A 17,739-nucleotide genomic window follows, 5' to 3' on the forward strand; every position below is an offset into this window, starting at 1 on the left:
GCGCGTCCACCCGCAATGTTGAATGACGGCTTTGGTAGCTTGGCGTCCGCCCGGCGTCAAGAAATCTTGACAGATGCCTTCGCACGTATCGGGTGGCTTGCCCCGCCGCGGACTGCGATCACCATCCCGATTGCCGGCGACGCTGGCGCGAAGAAAGGGATGAAAACAATGCTCGCACTCGCTAACAAGGTCGCCATCGTCACCGGCGCCAGTTCCGGCATCGGCCACGCCACGGCAAGACTCTTTGCCGAGGAAGGCGCCAAGGTGGTCGTCGCTGCCCGTCGCCAGGCAGAGCTGGACGCGCTCGTCACTGAAATCGAGGAGGCCGACGGCACGGCCATTGCTCTTGCCGGCGACGTCCGCGACGAGGCCTATGCCAAGGCCCTTGTCGATCTTGCGGTGGGCCGGTTCGGCGGGCTGGATATCGCCTTCAACAACGCCGGCTCGGTCGGCAAGATGGGTCCGATTTCGGAACTGTCGCTGCAGGGCTGGCGAGAGACGCTCGACACCAACCTGACCAGCGCATTTCTAGCCGCGAAACATCAGGTGCCGGCGATGGTCGATCGCGGCGGCGGATCGCTGATCTTCACCTCTACCTTCGTCGGCCATACCGTCGGCATGCCCGGCATGACCAGTTACGCCGCAAGCAAGGCCGGGCTGATCGGATTGACGCAGGTGCTTGCCGCCGAATACGGCGCGAAAGGCATACGGGTCAACGCGCTGCTGCCGGGCGGCACCGATACGCCTTCGGCAACATTCAAGACACCTGAATCGCGAGCCTTCGTCGAAAACCTGCATGCCTTGAAGCGCGTTGCCGAGCCTGAAGAGATCGCCCGTTCGGCCCTCTATCTGGCGTCGGATGCGTCGAGCTTCACCACCGGAACCGCGCTGTTTGCCGATGGCGGTGTTTCGATCAGCCGGACGTGAGGCGTTTTCCCGTCGGCGAACGATGGGACGCGGCATGTTGCAAAACCGGCCTTGCTTTCTTGGCGCGATTTAGCGATTGCGTTTTCTGTTCGAAGAATGCTGTCGAAGACGGGCCTAAAACATGCTGCTGATCAGGACCTACATCGCTGCTAGCACAATCGAGGGTGTCGGCGTATTCGCCGCCGAGCCGATCAGGAAGGGAGCGTCGATCTGGCAGCTCGATACTGACTTCGACCGGTTGATCCCGACGGAAAAATATAAGGCCGCGCCGCCGCATCTCAGGGAATTGCTCGACAGATATGCCTATCCAAGCCCGGACCGGCCCGGATTCATGGTCTATGAAGTCGACAATGGGCGCTTCATGAACCACGCCGAAAGGCCGAACACGGATTTCTCGCAGTATGGTGGCGCAACCGCGATCCGCGACATTGCGGCGGGCGAAGAAATAACCTGCGACTACGGCGAATTCTTCGAGGATTTCGAGCGGCTTCATCTGGCCACGGCATAGAGGGAGAGCCTGTCGCCAATTGCTCTGTTGCGAATCAAACGACCCGGAGCGATGATCGGCTCCGGGCCACGTTTCCAACCCCAGCTTAGTTCCGGTGGGCGTGCGGCTCGTCGGTGTGGCGGCCGTCATATTGCAGGTCCAACTCGCGAATCGCCTCCTTGCCTTTCTTCGGATCGACAAGCCTAAGAAGCGCGTCGATCTTGGCCTCCATCCGGTCGGTACTCTCCTTCGATTGCGGCGAACCGACGAAGAGCAGGAACGCCAGGCCGCCGACCTGCCAGAGCAGTTGCAGGAATTCCGACTGCCAGTTCTCGAGCGTGTCGCGGCTCATCTCGACCACATAGCCGCTGACATCGGCCGGTTGGCCGAGCGCGCTTTGCTCATTCAGATAAGCGAACCAGCCGAACCCCCAGTGGCCGACGAGCGACAGAATAAAGAAAGCGAGCGTAATCCAGGCGTAGCTGTAGGCGCGCCACACCGAAGGTGATTTCGGCTTGCCCGCCGGCTTATCGCTTTCATCGTTTGGCATTGTCGCTGTCCGAGTCCGAGCGAGCCAGGAACTGCTCCGTAGTCGCGGGCAGCTTGTTTTTCAGCCACTCGGCCATCGCCTCCTCCTCACGCAGGTTTTGTTCGCAGGCCCGGGCGACTTCTGTTTCGCCAAGGGATTCGGCGGCTGCGATGAGGATCGTGTATGAGGCGATTTCCATATGTTCGAATGTGTAGCTCGCGAGTGAGCCTTTCATCACCTCGTCGCCGGCGAAGACGCCGCTTAGGGACTGCGCCATGGCCAACAGCTTGCCCCCCGCGTCCTTCAGCGTGGACGTATCTTCGCCCAATTGTTCCAGGCAGGTTCTGAGGCGTGCGGCTTGCCCTTTCGTCTCGTCGACGTGCAAGTTAATGCGCTCACGGAGTTCGGGATAACTCTCCAGCCGGCTCAGCTGGCCGTTCAGCATGGTTTCGGCCTGCTCCTCCATCGCATGCGCGTCCCTGAGCCACTGGACGAGCCATTCACGAGTCTCTGACATCGGTTTTCTCCTGTGCTTGCCTATGCGAAACAACCATGGGGAACGAGGTTTGTTCCTTCGTTGATAGAGCCAGGCTGACCGTTTGCCCGATTGGGCAGCAGGATTTATCGGTGGCGGAGAAAACGCCAACGATCGCTCATCGGTGCGGAGAGCCCCCGAACTACCAGAGGTCGTAATTCCTTGCTTCTGACGGCAGTTATGTTATTGATTTGCACGTGGTGCTGATTTGCGCCGACGGCCCGCCGCCGAGGCGGGTTTTTCGTTTCGGCAGTGGACAGAGCGGCATGATTCTGCTATCAGCCGCCACAATTCGTGGTGTAGACCGCCGCGGAGGCAAGCGACTATGGCCACTTGCCTGTTGTTAACAAACCCGAAAGACAGGATTGCCCGTGCAGGTACTCGTCCGCGACAACAATGTTGATCAGGCGCTTCGCGCGCTCAAGAAAAAGATGCAGCGCGAAGGCATCTTCCGCGAAATGAAGATGCGCGGACATTATGAGAAGCCTTCCGAGAAGCGCGCCCGCGAAAAGGCGGAAGCCGTTCGCCGCGCCCGCAAGCTGGCCCGCAAGCGCGCCCAGCGCGAGGGTCTGCTGCCGATGACGCCGCGTCCGGTGGCGGCTGGTGCTGCTGGTGCAGGTGCTCCGCGTCCGCCGCGGTTCTGACGCCAATTTTTCGTCCTTTTCGAAGGATACCCAAGGTGGCGCGATGCGTAATCGCCGCCACCTTTTTGTTGAATTCGACCAGTTCGGAGAGGGCCGGTTCGGAGACGGAACAGACCTGACGGCGCGGCGGGCAGTGAGGACAGAGCAGATATGAACGCAACAAGCGTGGAGCGCAGAACCGCGATGCGCGGCTTCGCCCTGACGGCAGCCCTGCTTTCCGGCTTGGCGCTCGCCGGCTGCCAGACAGCCCCGACCGGCGAATTCACCAACATCGACAAGGCACAAGGGTCGGCCGAGAACATCTCCTCGCTGTCGGCGGTTATCCAGCGCAGTCCCCAGGATCCCGAAGGCTACAATGTGCGCGGCTCCGCCTATGGCCGCGGCGGCCAGTATCAGGCGGCGCTCAAGGACTTCGACACCGCCATCCAGCTCAATCCGAATTTCTACCAGGCCTATTCGAACCGCGCTCTCATCCGGCGCTTCCTCGGCGACCAGGCGGCCGCGCTTGCCGACTACAACCGCTCGATCCAGATCAATCCCGACTATGACGCCGCCTATATCGGCCGCGGCAACCTCTACCGCAAAGCCGGCCGCATCCAGGAAGCTTTCAACGATTTCCAGAAGGCGATCCAGCTCGACACGACAGACGCCCGCGCCTACCACAATCGCGGCCTGATCTACCAGAGCCAGGGCCAGCACGCTTTCGCCATCGAGGATTTCTCGACCGCCATCTCGCTGGCGCCGGACGCCGCCGACCCCTACAATGGCCGCGGCCTCTCCTACCTCGCCATGAACGACGAGGACAATGCCTTCGCCGACATCAACATGGCGATCAAGCTCGACGGCAAGAATGCCGAGGCCTGGTCCAACCAGGCGCTGATCTACGAGCGGCGCGGCGACAAGGCCAAGGCGGCAAAATCCTACCGCGAGGCAGTGCGCCTCAACCCCACCTACCAGCCGGCCAAGGACGGCCTGGCGCGCACCAGCACCGGCTGACCGACGGCAGCGTTGGGCCTGATATGGCAGGCCTGCCGTTTGGCATGGCTTCGAAACCTTCAATGACTGTGCATTGACCCCCGCCTTGATCGCGCCAAGTTTTCGGCGGAACGCTCGGGATGTTCAGCCGTTGTTCAAGGCTATTCGCGAAAAGGACCCCTCCCATGATCAAGAAACTCGCCTGTGCCGCCGCCCTCGCCGCCACGGTGCTCGCTGCCCCTGCCAGCGCGGGCAGACTGGAGCTCGGCGTGCTCGACTGCACCATCGACGGCGGCACCGGCTACATCGTCACATCCAACAAGGGCGTGGCCTGCACCTTTCGCCCTCATCATGGCGGTCCCCCCGAAGCCTATACCGGGGTCATTTCCAAGCTCGGCGTCGACGTCGGCAGGACGCACCAGGGCGAATTGATATGGGCGGTTCTGGCGGCCACCCGCGACCGTAATTCCGGCGATCTTGCCGGCAGCTATTATGGCGTCAACGCCGAGGCCAGCCTGGTGACTGGCGGCGGCGCCAATCTTCTGGTCGGCGGACTGAACAGCGCCTTCTCGCTGCAGCCTCTCAACGTACAGGCGCAGACCGGTGTCAACCTGGCAGTCGCCGTCACCTCACTGGAGCTGATCCACTCTTTCAAATAGGCGGCATAAGCATGGCTCTGCGCGCGGCGTGGAACAGGATAGGACTGTTCCGCGCCGCATGATTTGCGGGGACCTTTGCGGCTTCGAAATTGACCGGTTAACGCGCAGTGGCCGCCAAACTCTCTCGATTTTGTGGGGACGCAGAGAGGATTTAACTTCCGTGCCGCTCATTCTGAGCGCAGCGCTTCGATCGGCTGCAGCCTTGCGGCCTTGCGGGCGGGATAGTAGCCGAAGAAGACGCCTACAGCCGCGGCAAAGCCGATAGCCAGCAGGACGGCGCTGAGGTCGATGATCACCGGCCATTGGGCGATAGAGCCAACGGCAATTGCCGCAGCAATCCCAATAGCCGCGCCTAGAATACCGCCGAGCAAGGCCAGCGTTGCTGCCTCAACGAGAAACTGGGCAAGGATATCTCGCCGTCGCGCGCCGACCGCAAGCCGCAGTCCGATCTCACGGACCCGCTCCGTCACAGTCACCAGCATGATGTTCATGATTCCGATCCCGCCCACCACCAGCGAAATTGAGGCCACCGCCGAAAGCAGCAGCGACACCACGCGCGTGGTCGAACCCTCGACATTCGCAGCTTCGGCGAGGTTGCTCACCACGAAGCTGTCTTCCTGACCTGTCCGCAACCGGTAGCGCTGCCACAGAAGGTTGCGGATAGCTGCCATCGTGTCCTCGGCCGACGCCCAATCGGCGAACTTGACCGTGATGCTGTGCACGAAGGTCGGATTGGCGCGGCTCGTACCGATGAACTGACGTCGCACCGTCTTTAGCGGCACAATTGCCACATCGTCCTGATCATCGCCCCATACGCTCTGACCCTTCCGCTCCAGCAGTCCGATCACCGTGAACGGCACGTCGCGGATGCGAATCGCGGCGCCTACCGGATCGGCTTTTCCGAACAATTTCTCCTGCATCGTAGTTCCGAGGAGCACCACATTGGCGACGCGCTTGTTGTCCTCCGGGGTTATCTCCTGCCCGGCGATAACCCGCCATTCGCGCGCCGAGAAATATTCCGGCGTCACGCCGCGGACCACGCCTTGCCAATTGCTGGAGCCGATCGTGAACTGCTCGCGGGCGTGGAGGAGTGGCGCCGCCACCACGACGCCGGGGATTTCCATCCCGATCGCCGCCGCGTCCTCTTCGCTCAGCCGTGGCGCGCCACCTGCCCCAAGCCGGACGCTGCCCATCTTCGCACTGCCCGGACTGATGCTGATGAGGTTGGCGCCAAGGCTGCGGATCTGGGTTGCGATGCGTTCGCGCGCACCAACCCCGATCGCGATCATCACCACGACAGCGGCCACGCCGATGATGATGCCCAACATGGTGAGCGCGCTGCGCAGATGATGGGAGCGTAATGATCGCAAGGCCGTTCTTGTGCTACCGGACATTGTTGTAAGCCAGCGAGAGATGGCGAGCGTTACCCAGAGATCGGACCTGTTGCACGACAGGGGTGTCGGACACGACGCGACCGTCTCGAAAGGCGACAATGCGATCGGCATGGGCAGCTATCTCCGCCTCATGGGTGACCAGCACAATAGTCAGGCCCTCTCCATTGAGGCGGCGAAAAATTGCCATGATCTCCAGCCCGGTCTGGCTGTCGAGCGCACCAGTGGGTTCATCGGCGAGCAGAAGCAAAGGCTGCGTCACCAGAGCACGGGCAATGGCAACGCGCTGCTGTTGTCCGCCCGAGAGTTCGGCAGGAGTATGTCTGGCCCGATCAGCGAGCCCTACCCTGGCCAGCAGCGCCAGGGCTGCGCGCCGCCGCTCTCCAGCCCACATGCGGCGATAGACAAGCGGCAGTTCCACATTTTCCAGTGCGCTGGCCCGCGGCAGCAGATTGAACGACTGAAACACGAAACCGATGTTGCGATTGCGGATCGCAGCGAGCTCATCGTGATGGAGTCCGCCGACGTAAACCCCGTTCAGCCGATAGCGGCCTTCGCTGGGCCTGTCGAGGCAGCCCAGAATGTTCATGAAGGTAGACTTGCCTGACCCAGAAGGTCCGATCACCGCGACGAATTCGCCTCGTTGAATCGTCATGCTCACCCCTTCGAGCGCCCACACCGGCCCTCCGCCAACACGGTAGCAATGGCGCAGCCGGTCGACTTCGATCAGGGCCATGGATGCCTCACCGCAACCGGAACTTGACCAGGACGGAAGACGTGTCATCGTCCCGACGCGGAGCAGTGGCAAGCCCTGTAATGACCTGCTGCCCCTCGGTCAGGTCGCCTGCCAGCACCTCTGTTGCACGACCGTCGGTGATTCCAAGCCGGAGCGAAACCAGCTTTGGCTCGCGGTCTGGCCCAACTACAAAGACTTCGCCCGGGCTTCCTGCCTCTACGCCCGTTTCGGCAACGGCCGGCGCGGTTGAACGCGCCTCGTCCCCGGTATCATTCGGCGGCCGGAAACGCAGGGCCGCATTGGGCACTTTCAAGACGTCCCGTCGCTTAGACACTACCACGCTCAGATTGGCGGTCATGCCGGGCAACAGCAGCTCATCGGAATTTTCGGTACCGACCACCACTATGTATGTGACGACATTTTGGACGAGCTGCGGTGCCTTGCGGATCTGCTTTACCGTGCCGGTGAAGATTCGGTCGGGATAGGCATCGGCGGTGAAAGTAACCGGCTGGCCAAGCGCAAAACGGCTAATATCGGCTTCCACCACCGAAGCCTCCACCTGCATCTCAGTCAGGTCCTGAGCGATGGTGAACAGGACCGGTGTCTGCAGGCTAGCCGCCAGGGTCTGACCGCCACTAACGGCGCGATTGACCACTGTGCCGGTGACCGGCGCGCGTACATACGTGCGGTCAAGATCGATTTGGGCCTGCTGAAGCACCGCTTCCTTCTGCTTCACCTGGGCAAGCGTGTTGGCGAGCTCGGCTTCGGCCATATTGAGTGTCGCCTTGGCGGCTCGAACGGCTGCCGCTTGCGACAGTTCCTCCGCTTGGGCGGCAGTCGCCTGCGCCTTGGCAGAGTTATGCGCGGTATTCTCCCGCTCCCATTCACCCTGCGCGATGATCTTCTGCTTAGCCAGCGAGCGTTTGCGGTTCGCTTCCTGCGCCGCACCATCGAGCGCGATTTCGGCGCGTGCAGTCTGTGCTGCAGCAGAATCATATCTGGCCGCGGCGGTCTCCATCTCTGCCCTGGCCCGCTCGATCTGCGCTCGCTGTACGGAAACCTGGGTTTGGGCCATCTCCCGTTCGGCAAGGGTTTGCGCAACCCTTGCTTCGTAAATCTCCGGCTCAACCCGGGCTATGACCTGGCCCTTGGTGACCTTGGAGTTGAAGTCGACATAGAGTTCCTTCACCCGACCCGAGAGCTGAGAACCGACTTCCACCATAACCAGTGCGTTCAGCGTGCCAGCCGCCCGCACCGTTGTGACGATCTCGCCGCGCTCCACGCTCTCGGTTCGGTACAATGGAGCATCAGGTTTGACCGAAGACGGCTTCACCAACAGTTGATTGAAAGCCGAAGAAATCTGGGCGGAAGCCAACCATGGCGACGGCGCCACCGAAGAACTCCCCGGCGTCGCCACCGCGCCTATAAATATGGTCGCAAACAGAAAGCTGCGCATCATTGCTCGGCTTCACTCGGGGGCCGGGAGAGAAATCTCTCGGCGCCCTTACCTCGCTTACAGGACCTGTTCTATAGTATCAGGCTACGAAGATTTCGCGTCGTAAACAGCAATCCAAGCGTTTCGGCTACTGCTTTTTGCACTGACCCGTGTTGCCCTCGCAGGCCGTTTCGGTCTTGTTGCCGATATTGCCCTTGCCTTCAGCCGTGTCCTGCGTTGCCGTGCCGAACGCATTGCCATTCACATCCTTCGTGGTCTCATTGCATTGGCAGTCCGGAACCGACCCCGTCTTCTCGCAAGTAGCCACGCCAGCGGCGCCGCAGAAGTCTGTGCACTGCTGCGCCGACACGCCAGGACAGTTGTTCTGCGCCAGCGCTCCGCCTGTCCCAAGCAACAGTGCCCCACCCATGAAAGCCGCAGCCGCGGCCACCTTTAAACCACTACATCCAATAATCATGTTTTCCTCCGAATTTTGCCAGAGCTAGTGGGTGCTGCGCAGGCCATCTCTGGCACTGGTCGGCAGCATAAGGGCGCAAGAAAGCGCTCGATCGGCTCGATCGATATGCTGTGGCAGATGCGGATGCTATGAGGCCGCCAGCAGCGGGTTTAAGCCGCCGGGCCTCCCAAGACTCTTTCGGGTGAAGGGCCCTCTGCGGCGCATAGAACGGCCGCAATACCTGGCGTACGCAAATCGACAGCGCTCATTGTCGTGCTCCAGTACGACCGTAGCAGGATAATATTCGCTATTGCTAATATATTAACCATAACTGCGGAAGCTGGCAACAACTATTTAGGATATACGTCGTCTGACGTACCGCTAAATCGCTTGGGTAGAGCGGCGTCGACATGGCCATCGGCGCATCCAGTCACAGATGCGCAGTGCGGCGGATTGACCTGGAGTTGAGAAAGACGAGCATCCTGGCTTCCCGCCCGTCGCATCTCAGCGCACCCGAAAAAACCGCTTGAGCTCAACTGCGGTTGAGGTTTTACAACCCGCCCCCGAAGCGCCGCGTGCTTGTTGGAATCGAAGAGCGCTCCACCATTTTTAATCGGCGTACAAGAAAGTTTAGGAGGGCGGGGTGACGGAAACCAACACAAACAGGGTCGACTGGCGCGCGCTGTGGGCGAGCGGCGATCTGGCGCGCTTCTGCTTCATCAGCCTCGGCATCCTGCTGCACGCCACCAACGAAACCATGGTGGCAACGGTGATGCCGGCCATGATCGGCGAACTCGCCGGCGTTCAGCTTGTCGGCTGGTCGCTGGCGATCTACGAGCTCGGCGCCATCGTCGCAGGCGCTGCCGCCGGACGGCTGGTGAGCTATGTCGCGCTGCGCACCAACATGGTGGTCGCCGCCCTGCTCTATGCCGCCGGCGCCTTGGTCTGCGCCATCGCGCCCTCCATGCCGCTGTTCCTGGCCGGGCGCTTGATCGAGGGTTTTGGCGGCGGCGCGCTGGTGTCTCTGGCCTTCGTCTCGGTCGAGCGGCTGTTTCCACGCGCCATCTGGCCGCAGCTTTTCGGCGTCATGTCGGCGATCTGGGGCGTCGCCGCCTTCAGCGGACCGGTGCTCGGTGCGTTGATAACCGAGCTGCTCTCCTGGCGTTGGGCTTTCGGCGTCTTCACAGTCGGCGGCACGGCCATGGCGCTGGCGAGCTTTATCGTGCTCGACACGCCTGAGGCAACCAGGCCACAGGCGATCACTGGAACGGCGCCGCCCTTCCCCTTTGCCTCGCTCGGCTGCTTGGCCGTCAGCGTCGTGCTGATTGCCACGGCTGGGGTCGACATTGCCCTGCTGCGTTCCTCTCTACTGCTGGTCCTCGGACTGATCGGGCTTGCGCTGTTCATCCTCATCGACGCGCTGAAGCCGGGCTCGCGGCTGTTCCCGTCGCGGCTGTTCTCATGGCGCACGCCGCTCGGCGCAGGCATGACCATGGTCGCCGCCTTTTCGGTGGCGACCTGTTCCTTCGCCGTCTACGGGCCGCTGCTTCTGACCAGCCTGCACGGCATTCCGATCCTGACCACCGGCTATATCATCGCCGCCGAATCGATCGCCTGGTCGATCCTGTCGATCCTCGTCGCCAATGCGCCGCCGGAACGCGAGAGGCTGATCATCACCGGCGGCGCACTGATGATAGCGGCCGGCATCGCCGGCTTCGCCTACGCCGTGCCGGCGGGTTCGATTCCGCTGATCCTGTTTTGCGCCTTGCTGCAGGGCGGCGGCTTCGGCATTGCCTGGCCCTTCGTCACACGCGTGATCGTGGCATCGGCTGGGGATGGTGAGCAGACGATCGCCTCCGCCGCCGTGCCGACCATGCAGCGCATTGGCTATGCGGTGGGTGCCGCACTGACCGGCATTGTCGCCAATGCCAGCGGTTTTTCCGAAGGCCTGAACCGTGAGGCAGCGGCAAATGTCGCCACCTGGCTGTTTCTCGCCTTCGTCCCACTCGGGATTCTGGGATGCCTCGCCGCCCTCAGGATCTCGGGACCGGCAGCCCGGCCACAGGAAGCGACGAGCTAGACAGTAATCGTCTTAAGCCGTTCGGCGATCAAGGCGGCGAGCCGCGTCGCCACCTCGTCCTTGCTCATCTCAGGCCATTCCTCGACACCGGCCTTCGAGACAATCCGCACTCGGTTGCGATCGCCGCCCATCACCCCGCTTTCGGGGGACACGTCGTTGGCGACAATGAAATCGGCGCCCTTCTTCTTGAGCTTGGCCTCGGCGTTCCTGACCAGATCCTGCGTCTCGGCGGCAAAGCCGACGACCAGGCTGGGCCGCTTCCTGTGATGACCGACACCGGCAAGAATATCGGGGTTTTCGATCATCTGCAGCGCCGGCGGCCCCTCGCCCGCCACCTTCTTGATCTTCTCGCCGGCCGAAGTCTCGCTGCGCCAGTCGGCGACCGCCGCCACGAACACCGCCGCGTCCGCCGGCAGCAGCTGTTCGACCGCTTCCCTCATCTCGTTCGCGGTTTCGACATGCAGCGTGGTGACGTCAGCCGGATCGGCAATACCGACCGGACCGGAGACGAGGTGCACATCAGCGCCCAGCCTAGCCAGTGCCGCCGCGATCGCATGGCCCTGCTTGCCGGACGAGCGATTGGCGATGTAGCGCACCGGGTCGATCGGCTCACGCGTCGGACCTGAGGTGACGATGACCTTTCTGCCTGCGAGCGGCTTCGGCCTGATATCGAGCAGCGCCTCGATCGCGGCGACGATCTCCAGCGACTCGGCCATGCGGCCCTCGCCCGCCTCGTTGCTCTCGGCCATCTCGCCCTTCGCCGGGCCGACGAATGCGACGCCGTCCTTCTGCAACGTCGCGCGGTTGCGCCGGGTCGCCGGATGCGACCACATTTTCGGGTTCATGGCGGGCGCCATCAAGACCGGCTTGTCGGTGGCGATAAGCACGGTCGAGGCAAGATCGTTGGCGTGGCCGTTGGCAAGCTTCGCCATCAGGTCGGCGGTGGCCGGCGCCACGACCAAAAGATCGGCCTCGCGCGACAGGCGGATATGGCCGACGTCATGCTCGTCATTGCGGTCGAACAAATCGGTGAAGACGTGATCGGCAGAGAGCGCCCCGGCCGACAGTGTGGTGACGAATTCCTGCGCTGCAGCGGTCATCACCACCCGCACGGCGGCGCCCCGCTCACGAAGCCGGCGGATCAGGTCGAGCGCCTTGTAGGCGGCGATGCCACCGCCGATGATGAGCAGGATGCGCTTGCCGGAGAGGATCATGCCCGAGGCCAGCTCTTTGTCCAATGTCATGCCGGCCTCAGAGCCGGTTCGATATCGGTATGGATGAAATCATTGCCCTTGAAAAGCAGCGGGAGGTTTCGCGTCTTGGCCAAGGCGTAGGCGAAGCAGTCGCCCATGTTGAGATCAGCACGATGGCGAGATCCACGACCATAACGAGAGTAGGCAAGCCGTGCGACTTGAAGCTGCGCCAAATCAAAAGGAACTACCGTCAACTCAAGACGGTCGATAAGCATTTGGAACTCGCTAGCGTTGACGCTACCGCTTGATCGGCTCGCTACACAATACGCCTCCAGCAGCGTCGCAGTGCTTATCAGTGCAGCAGGTGAGGTTCCGAAAACATCGACGAACGCAGCGGCATCCGGCTCTGCGCCAATGATTGCGATCAATGCCGACGTATCGACTGCGACTGTCACAGAAGTCCCTCGTCCCACATATGATCAGTGAGCGCCTTGAGGTCAAAAGGACGTTCCAACTTCCGTCCGAGCGCCAAAATTTCTTCACGTGACGCCTTCAGCCGCCACGCCCCATTCTCAAGCTTGGTTTTTGGGATCGCCACCTCACGCAAGGCATCCCGCGCTTCCTGCTCCATCGAAACGCCACGCGCGGCAGCGCGCTCGCGAAGCACCTGCTTTACGCTTTCGTCAAGATTGCGGATTGTTATCGTGCTCATGGTCACGCTCCTTGCCCCTTAACATAGGCAATAAGCAGCATGACTGCAATGACAGCACTGCTGTCATTGCTTGCATTCAGAGCAGCTTCCACGCAATGATGACCATTGCCAGCGCGATCACCCACAGCGCCAGCCGGCCGGAGCGGGTGTAGCGCGCCTCGGCCCTACCGATGGCGCGCGCCGTCCTTTCATCGAAACGCAGCCCGTGTTCGGCCATCAAATCGATCTCGCGCGACAGCCGCTCGGTGCGGGCGGCGAGGTCGGGCGCCTGGCGGGCCAGCGCCAGCAGCGCGCTGGCGCCGTCACGTGCGTCGGCCAGCAGAGCACGCGGGCCCAGATTGCCCGATATCCAGCCGCCGACCACCGGCTCGGACGTCTTCCACATGTTGAAGGCCGGGTCGAGGGTGCGGGCGACGCCTTCGACCACCACCATGGTCTTCTGCAGCAGCACCAGCTCGGAGCGCGTCGCCATGTCGAAGAGATCGGTCACCTCGAACAGAAGCGCCAAGAGCTTGGCCATCGAGATGGTTTCAGCCGGCTGGTCGTGGATCGGCTCGCCGATCGCCCGGATCGCCTGGCCGAATGCCGCGACATTATGCTGGCGCGGCACGTAGCCGGCCTCGAAATGCACTTCGGCGACGCGCAAATAGTCACGGGTGATGAAGCCGTAGAGAATTTCGGCGAGGAACCGGCGCTCCTTCTTGCCGAGCCGGCCGGCAATGCCGAGATCGACAGCGACGATGGTGCCATCGGGCTCGACGAACAGGTTGCCCGGGTGCATGTCGGCGTGGAAGAAACCGTCACGCAGTGTGTGGCGCAGGAACGACTGGACCAGGTTGACGGCGATCGCCTTCAGGTCATGGCCGGCGGCAGCGAGGCCGGCAATGTCGTTCATCTTGATGCCGTCGACCCATTCCATGGTCAGTACGTCACGGCCAGTACGTTCCCAGTCGACGGACGGGACGCGAAAGCCGGGATCGTCTTTGGTGTTCTCGCCGAGTTCCGAAAGCGCTGCCGCCTCGAGCCGCAGATCCATTTCGATCTTGGTGGTCTGCGCCAGCGTCTGGGTCACTTCGACCGGACGCAGCCGGCGCGACGACGGAATGTATTTTTCCTGGAGACGGGCGGCGAGGAAATAGCTTTCGAGATCGCGAAAGAAACGGCGGCGCACGCCCGGCCGGATGACCTTCACCGCCACCCGCGAACCGACGCCGTCCTGCAGGGTTTCGGCGATATGGACCTGAGCGATCGACGCGGCGGCGACGGCCTCGCCGAAACTGGCGTAGAGCTCGCCGACCTTGCGCCCGAGCGAAGCCTCTATCGCAGCTATGGCCTCGGCCTGCGGAAAGGTCTGCATCTTGTCCTGCAGCATGGCGAGATCGAGCGCTATGTCGTTGCCGACGACATCGGGCCGCGTCGCCAGGAACTGGCCGAGCTTGACATAGGATGGGCCGAGCCGGACGACGGCCTTGGCCAGCCGGTCGCCACGCTCATAGGCAAGCGCGCGGCGGCGGGTCAACAGCCGCGCCATCCGCCAGCCAAGTTTCGGCAGACCGAAGAGCTCGTCGCCCGGCAGCGCCGCGACTACGCCTTCGCGGACCAGCACCCAGCCGGCCCGCACGAGCCTGAAACCAGCGCCGACACTGCTCATGACTGCGCTCGCCTCAAAGCTTCCAGCCCGAATGAAGCGCAGCTATGCCGCCGGAATAATTGCGAAAAGAAGCGCGGTCGAAGCCGGCGCGGGAAATCATCGCCGCAAAATTCTGCTGATTGGGAAATTTGCGGATCGATTCGACCAAGTAGGAATAGGGCTCGCCGTCGCCGGTCACCGCCTTGCCGATCCTGGGGATAGCGTTGAACGACCACGCCTCATAGGCCTTGTCGAGCAGCGGCATGTCGACCTCGGAAAATTCGAGGCAGAGGAAGCGCCCGCCGGGCTTCAGCACGCGATAGGCTTCCGCAAGCGCCACATCGATGCGCGGCACGTTGCGAATGCCGAAAGCGATCGTGTAGGCGTCGAATGTGGCCTCAGTGAAAGGCAGCTCCTCGGCATTGGCTTCGACGAAATCGGTGTTTGCCATCAGGCCCTTTTTCTCGGCCCGGTCGCGGCCGACGGCGAGCATCGAGCCGTTGATGTCGAGAACCGTGGCATGGGCGTTCCTGCCGCTCGCCTCGACGATGCGGAAGGCGATGTCGCCGGTGCCGCCGGCAACGTCGAGAACGCTCCAGCCCGGTCGTTTCGGTGGATTGAGCCATGCGACCATGGCGTCCTTCCACAGCCTGTGCAGCCCGGCCGACATCAGGTCGTTCATCAGATCGTAGCGGTTCGCGACCTTGTGGAAAACGTCATTGACCAGGGACTGCTTCTCGCCTGCCCCTACACGCTTGAAACCATAGGACGTTTCCATGCCGCCAACGGCCGTGGTTCTCTCAACCGACATTATTTTTGATCCGCCATAAAACCGGCGGGACCATAGCCGATCGATGGTGCCGACGCTATTGTTTAAGGCGCGGTGTTCGGCCGCGCTTCTCGGTCGTGAAATCGTACTTATGTCGACGAGCTGGAGACCTGACGGGATGATTGCATGCCTTTGAAAGCGGAACTGCACTGCCATATCGAAGGGGCAGCGGCGCCCGAACTCGTCATCCGCCAGGCGCAGAAATACGGCAAGGACACCTCGCGCTACATTCAGAATGGCTCTTTCGTCTGGCACGATTTCACCTCATTCCTCGCTGCCTATGACTTCTCCTCCGACCTGTTCCGCACGGAGGAGGACTATGCCCGGCTGGCCGATCATTACCTGACCAGCCTCGCCCGCGACGGCGCCATCTATTCCGAGATCTTCACCTCGCCGGACCACGCCGGCAAGGCCGGCCTGTCGCCCAAGGCCTATACGGACGCGCTCGGCGAAGGCATCGCGCGCGCCAAGGCCAAGACCGGCATCGAGGGCCGCATGATCGTCACCGGGGTGCGCAATACCGGCGTCGAATCGATCGAGCAGGCGGCGCGCTTCGCGGCCCGCTGCGGGCATCCGCTGGTCACCGGCTTCGGCGTCGCCGGCGACGAGCGGATGGGCGATCTGGAGGATTATGTCAGGGCCTTCGAAATCGCGCGGGAGGCCGGCCTCGGCATCACCATCCATGCCGGCGAACTGATGGGCTGGGAGAGCGTCGAAGCCGCACTCGATCACATCCGCCCCGCCCGCATCGGCCATGGCGTGCGCGCCGTCGAGAACCCCGACATTGTCCGGCGCATCGCCGACGAAGGCGTCGTACTCGAATGCTGTCCCAGTTCCAATGTCGCGCTGAAGGTCTTCGACAGTTTCGCCGATCACCCTTTTCCGGCACTGCAGGCGGCAGGCTGCAAGGTGACGCTAAACTCCGACGATCCGCCCTATTTCTGGACCTCGCTGAAGCGCGAATACGACATTGCCGCCGAGCATTTTTCGATGAACGACAAGGCGCTCGCCGCCGTCACCAGAACCGCCATCGAGGCCGCCTTCGTCGACAAGAAGACCAGGACAGCGCTTCTCACCCGCCTCAACAGCGCCGCCCGCTAACTCTCTTTTTTCGGCAAAAGCTGTGGTCGGCGGCGGCAGGCGGTTCCTTGGCCGGCGCATTGTCGCTAGGGTTCGCGTAGGCAGCCGGGATCTCAGGAGAGCACCATGCAGGGCGTCACCGTCGTCGACCACCCGCTTGTCCAGCACAAGCTGACCATCATGCGCAAGAAGGAAACCTCGACGGCCGGCTTCCGGCGGCTGCTGCGCGAGATCTCGCTGCTTCTCGGCTACGAGGTCACTCGCAATCTCGAGCTGACGACGACGACGATCGAAACGCCGATCGAGACGATGGAAGCGCCGACGCTGGAAGGCAAGAAGCTGGTCTTCGCCTCGGTGCTGCGCGCCGGCAACGGCTTGCTTGAAGGCCTGCTAGACCTGGTGCCGGCGGCGCGCGTCGCCCATATCGGTCTCTACCGTGACCACGAAACGCTGGAAGCGGTCGAGTATTTCTTCAAGGCGCCGAGCGATCTCGCCGACCGGTTGGTGATCGTCGTCGATCCGATGCTGGCGACCGCCAATTCGGCGATCGCGGCGATCGACAAGCTGAAAGGGCGCGGCGCCACCAACATCCGCTTCCTTTGCCTGTTGGCTGCCCCCGAAGGCCTCGAGCGCTTCATCAAGGCGCATCCCGATGTTCCGGTCTTCACCGCTTCCATCGACCGCCAGCTCAACGAGAAAGGTTATATCATGCCGGGCCTCGGCGACGCCGGAGACCGCATGTACGGGACCAAATGACCGTGCCACTCGTTTACCGATCGTTTACGCAAACGGCCGCTTTCCGCATCTGTTAAAGCGGCAAACACCATACCGCGATAAGCATGGGCCTTCACGAAGGCCGGTCCATGCTGCGCAATCTTATCATCCTTGGCATGCTCGCCGTAGCATCGGCGTCGTTCCCGATCCTCTATCAGTCGAATCCGCAGATGCTCGATGGCCTGCTGAAATCGGCGGTCGGTACCCGGCCGGCAGTGGAAACGCAAACGGATCTGGATAGACCGGCGACGCCGCGGCCGCTCGGCCGCAAGGTCGTGGTCGCCGCTGACGTGCGCGGGCATTTCACGTCGGCGTTCAGGCTCAACGGTCGAACGGTCGACGGCATGATCGACACCGGCGCGACGCTCGTCGCCATCAACAGTTCGACGGCGCGCAGGATTGGCATCTCGCTGAACGCGTCCGACTTCAAACACGAGGTAAACACCGCCAACGGCGCGATCAGGGCTGCCCTGGTGACCGTCGATCGGCTGCAGATCGGCAAGATCACGGTCGACGGCGTCCAGGCGGTGGTGCTCGACGACAAGGCGCTGCGCACCAACCTGATCGGTCTGAGCTTTCTCCAGCGGCTTGAAAAGTACCAGGTCGAGAACGGCGCGCTGCAGCTCGTCCAGTGAACCAAGATCCCGGAAAAGTGGAAACCGGTTC

General features: G+C 62.4%; 20 protein-coding genes. 9 read left to right on the forward strand and 11 right to left on the reverse strand.

Annotated features, from left to right (window positions below; all coding sequences use genetic code 11):
- Positions 1-168: 168 nt before the first annotated feature.
- On the forward strand, positions 169-927 hold the full coding sequence (locus ACWTU8_RS29125) for an SDR family oxidoreductase (RefSeq protein ID WP_455850855.1): 759 nt from the start codon (positions 169-171) through the stop codon (positions 925-927).
- Positions 928-1,048: 121 nt separating this feature from the next.
- Positions 1,049-1,435, forward strand: coding sequence for an SET domain-containing protein (locus tag ACWTU8_RS29130; protein WP_455850856.1), 387 nt, complete (start codon positions 1,049-1,051; stop codon positions 1,433-1,435).
- An 85-nt stretch (positions 1,436-1,520) separates the two neighbouring features.
- Here ACWTU8_RS29130 and ACWTU8_RS29135 read toward each other — a convergent pair whose 3' ends face one another.
- Together ACWTU8_RS29135 and ACWTU8_RS29140 are read right to left on the reverse strand one after the other, a co-directional pair.
- Entirely contained in the window at positions 1,521-1,964 is a 444-nt protein-coding gene (locus tag ACWTU8_RS29135; protein ID WP_455850857.1) for a DUF6766 family protein, read from the reverse strand.
- Complete coding sequence (locus ACWTU8_RS29140; protein WP_455850858.1) at positions 1,951-2,460, reverse strand: ferritin-like domain-containing protein; 510 nt, start codon at positions 2,458-2,460, stop codon at positions 1,951-1,953. Before ACWTU8_RS29140 ends, ACWTU8_RS29135 begins: the two co-directional genes overlap by 14 nt.
- A 389-nt stretch (positions 2,461-2,849) precedes the next feature.
- Here ACWTU8_RS29140 and rpsU point away from each other — a divergent pair, with 389 nt between their 5' ends.
- The 3 genes from rpsU to ACWTU8_RS29155 all read left to right on the forward strand — a co-directional run bounded on the left by rpsU (position 2,850) and on the right by ACWTU8_RS29155 (position 4,756).
- Positions 2,850-3,122, forward strand: a complete 273-nt coding sequence (gene rpsU, locus ACWTU8_RS29145; protein ID WP_023675331.1) for a 30S ribosomal protein S21 — start codon at positions 2,850-2,852, stop codon at positions 3,120-3,122.
- Positions 3,123-3,272: 150 nt separating this feature from the next.
- The gene (locus ACWTU8_RS29150; RefSeq protein WP_455850859.1) at positions 3,273-4,118 is read left to right on the forward strand and encodes a tetratricopeptide repeat protein; all 846 of its coding nucleotides are present in this window, start codon (positions 3,273-3,275) and stop codon (positions 4,116-4,118) included.
- A gap of 164 nt (positions 4,119-4,282) precedes the next feature.
- Positions 4,283-4,756, forward strand: a complete 474-nt coding sequence (locus ACWTU8_RS29155; protein WP_029348080.1) for a DUF992 domain-containing protein — start codon at positions 4,283-4,285, stop codon at positions 4,754-4,756.
- Positions 4,757-4,923: 167 nt separating this feature from the next.
- On the opposite strand, the gene ACWTU8_RS29160 is transcribed toward ACWTU8_RS29155, so the two are convergent.
- The 4 genes from ACWTU8_RS29160 to ACWTU8_RS29175 form a co-directional block, all read right to left on the reverse strand.
- Positions 4,924-6,084: an ABC transporter permease gene (locus ACWTU8_RS29160; RefSeq protein ID WP_455850860.1), complete on the reverse strand. Its 1,161-nt coding sequence runs from the start codon at positions 6,082-6,084 to the stop codon at positions 4,924-4,926.
- Positions 6,085-6,139: 55 nt separating this feature from the next.
- On the reverse strand, positions 6,140-6,883 hold the full coding sequence (locus ACWTU8_RS29165; protein ID WP_455850861.1) for an ABC transporter ATP-binding protein: 744 nt from the start codon (positions 6,881-6,883) through the stop codon (positions 6,140-6,142).
- Between the two features lie 7 nt (positions 6,884-6,890).
- Entirely contained in the window at positions 6,891-8,342 is a 1,452-nt protein-coding gene (locus tag ACWTU8_RS29170) for an efflux RND transporter periplasmic adaptor subunit (RefSeq protein WP_455850862.1), read from the reverse strand.
- Positions 8,343-8,466: 124 nt separating this feature from the next.
- Positions 8,467-8,769, reverse strand: coding sequence for a hypothetical protein (locus tag ACWTU8_RS29175; RefSeq protein ID WP_455850863.1), 303 nt, complete (start codon positions 8,767-8,769; stop codon positions 8,467-8,469).
- A gap of 649 nt (positions 8,770-9,418) precedes the next feature.
- On the opposite strand from ACWTU8_RS29175, the gene ACWTU8_RS29180 reads away from it, so the two are divergent.
- Positions 9,419-10,855, forward strand: a complete 1,437-nt coding sequence (locus ACWTU8_RS29180) for an MFS transporter (RefSeq protein ID WP_455850864.1) — start codon at positions 9,419-9,421, stop codon at positions 10,853-10,855.
- Here ACWTU8_RS29180 and coaBC read toward each other — a convergent pair.
- From coaBC to ubiE, 5 genes are all read right to left on the reverse strand, one after another.
- Positions 10,852-12,069, reverse strand: a complete 1,218-nt coding sequence (coaBC, locus tag ACWTU8_RS29185) for a bifunctional phosphopantothenoylcysteine decarboxylase/phosphopantothenate--cysteine ligase CoaBC (protein ID WP_455850907.1) — start codon at positions 12,067-12,069, stop codon at positions 10,852-10,854. The genes ACWTU8_RS29180 and coaBC overlap by 4 nt on opposite strands.
- Positions 12,070-12,095: 26 nt before the next feature.
- The gene (locus ACWTU8_RS29190; RefSeq protein WP_455850865.1) at positions 12,096-12,503 is read right to left on the reverse strand and encodes a type II toxin-antitoxin system VapC family toxin; all 408 of its coding nucleotides are present in this window, start codon (positions 12,501-12,503) and stop codon (positions 12,096-12,098) included.
- Complete coding sequence (locus tag ACWTU8_RS29195; protein WP_029348087.1) at positions 12,500-12,760, reverse strand: FitA-like ribbon-helix-helix domain-containing protein; 261 nt, start codon at positions 12,758-12,760, stop codon at positions 12,500-12,502. The genes ACWTU8_RS29190 and ACWTU8_RS29195 overlap by 4 nt, the downstream gene beginning before the upstream one ends.
- Before the next feature lie 76 nt (positions 12,761-12,836).
- A complete protein-coding gene (gene ubiB / locus ACWTU8_RS29200; RefSeq protein ID WP_455850866.1) occupies positions 12,837-14,411 on the reverse strand; it encodes a 2-polyprenylphenol 6-hydroxylase in 1,575 nt (524 codons plus the stop codon).
- A gap of 13 nt (positions 14,412-14,424) precedes the next feature.
- Positions 14,425-15,201: a bifunctional demethylmenaquinone methyltransferase/2-methoxy-6-polyprenyl-1,4-benzoquinol methylase UbiE gene (ubiE, locus tag ACWTU8_RS29205; RefSeq protein WP_455850867.1), complete on the reverse strand. Its 777-nt coding sequence runs from the start codon at positions 15,199-15,201 to the stop codon at positions 14,425-14,427.
- A gap of 144 nt (positions 15,202-15,345) precedes the next feature.
- On the opposite strand from ubiE, the gene ACWTU8_RS29210 reads away from it, so the two are divergent.
- The 3 genes from ACWTU8_RS29210 (at position 15,346) to ACWTU8_RS29220 (ending at position 17,708) form a co-directional block, all read left to right on the forward strand.
- A complete protein-coding gene (locus tag ACWTU8_RS29210) occupies positions 15,346-16,320 on the forward strand; it encodes an adenosine deaminase (RefSeq protein ID WP_455850868.1) in 975 nt (324 codons plus the stop codon).
- 105 nt (positions 16,321-16,425) lie between these two features.
- Positions 16,426-17,055 carry a uracil phosphoribosyltransferase gene (gene upp, locus ACWTU8_RS29215; RefSeq protein ID WP_029348092.1) on the forward strand — a complete coding sequence of 210 codons (630 nt, stop codon included), beginning with the start codon at positions 16,426-16,428 and terminating at the stop codon, positions 17,053-17,055.
- A 107-nt stretch (positions 17,056-17,162) separates the two neighbouring features.
- Positions 17,163-17,708 (forward strand): TIGR02281 family clan AA aspartic protease, encoded by a 546-nt coding sequence (locus tag ACWTU8_RS29220; protein WP_455850869.1) that lies wholly within the window; start codon positions 17,163-17,165, stop codon positions 17,706-17,708.
- Positions 17,709-17,739 lie beyond the last annotated feature (31 nt).

Source organism: Mesorhizobium sp. BHbdii (assembly GCF_053848045.1).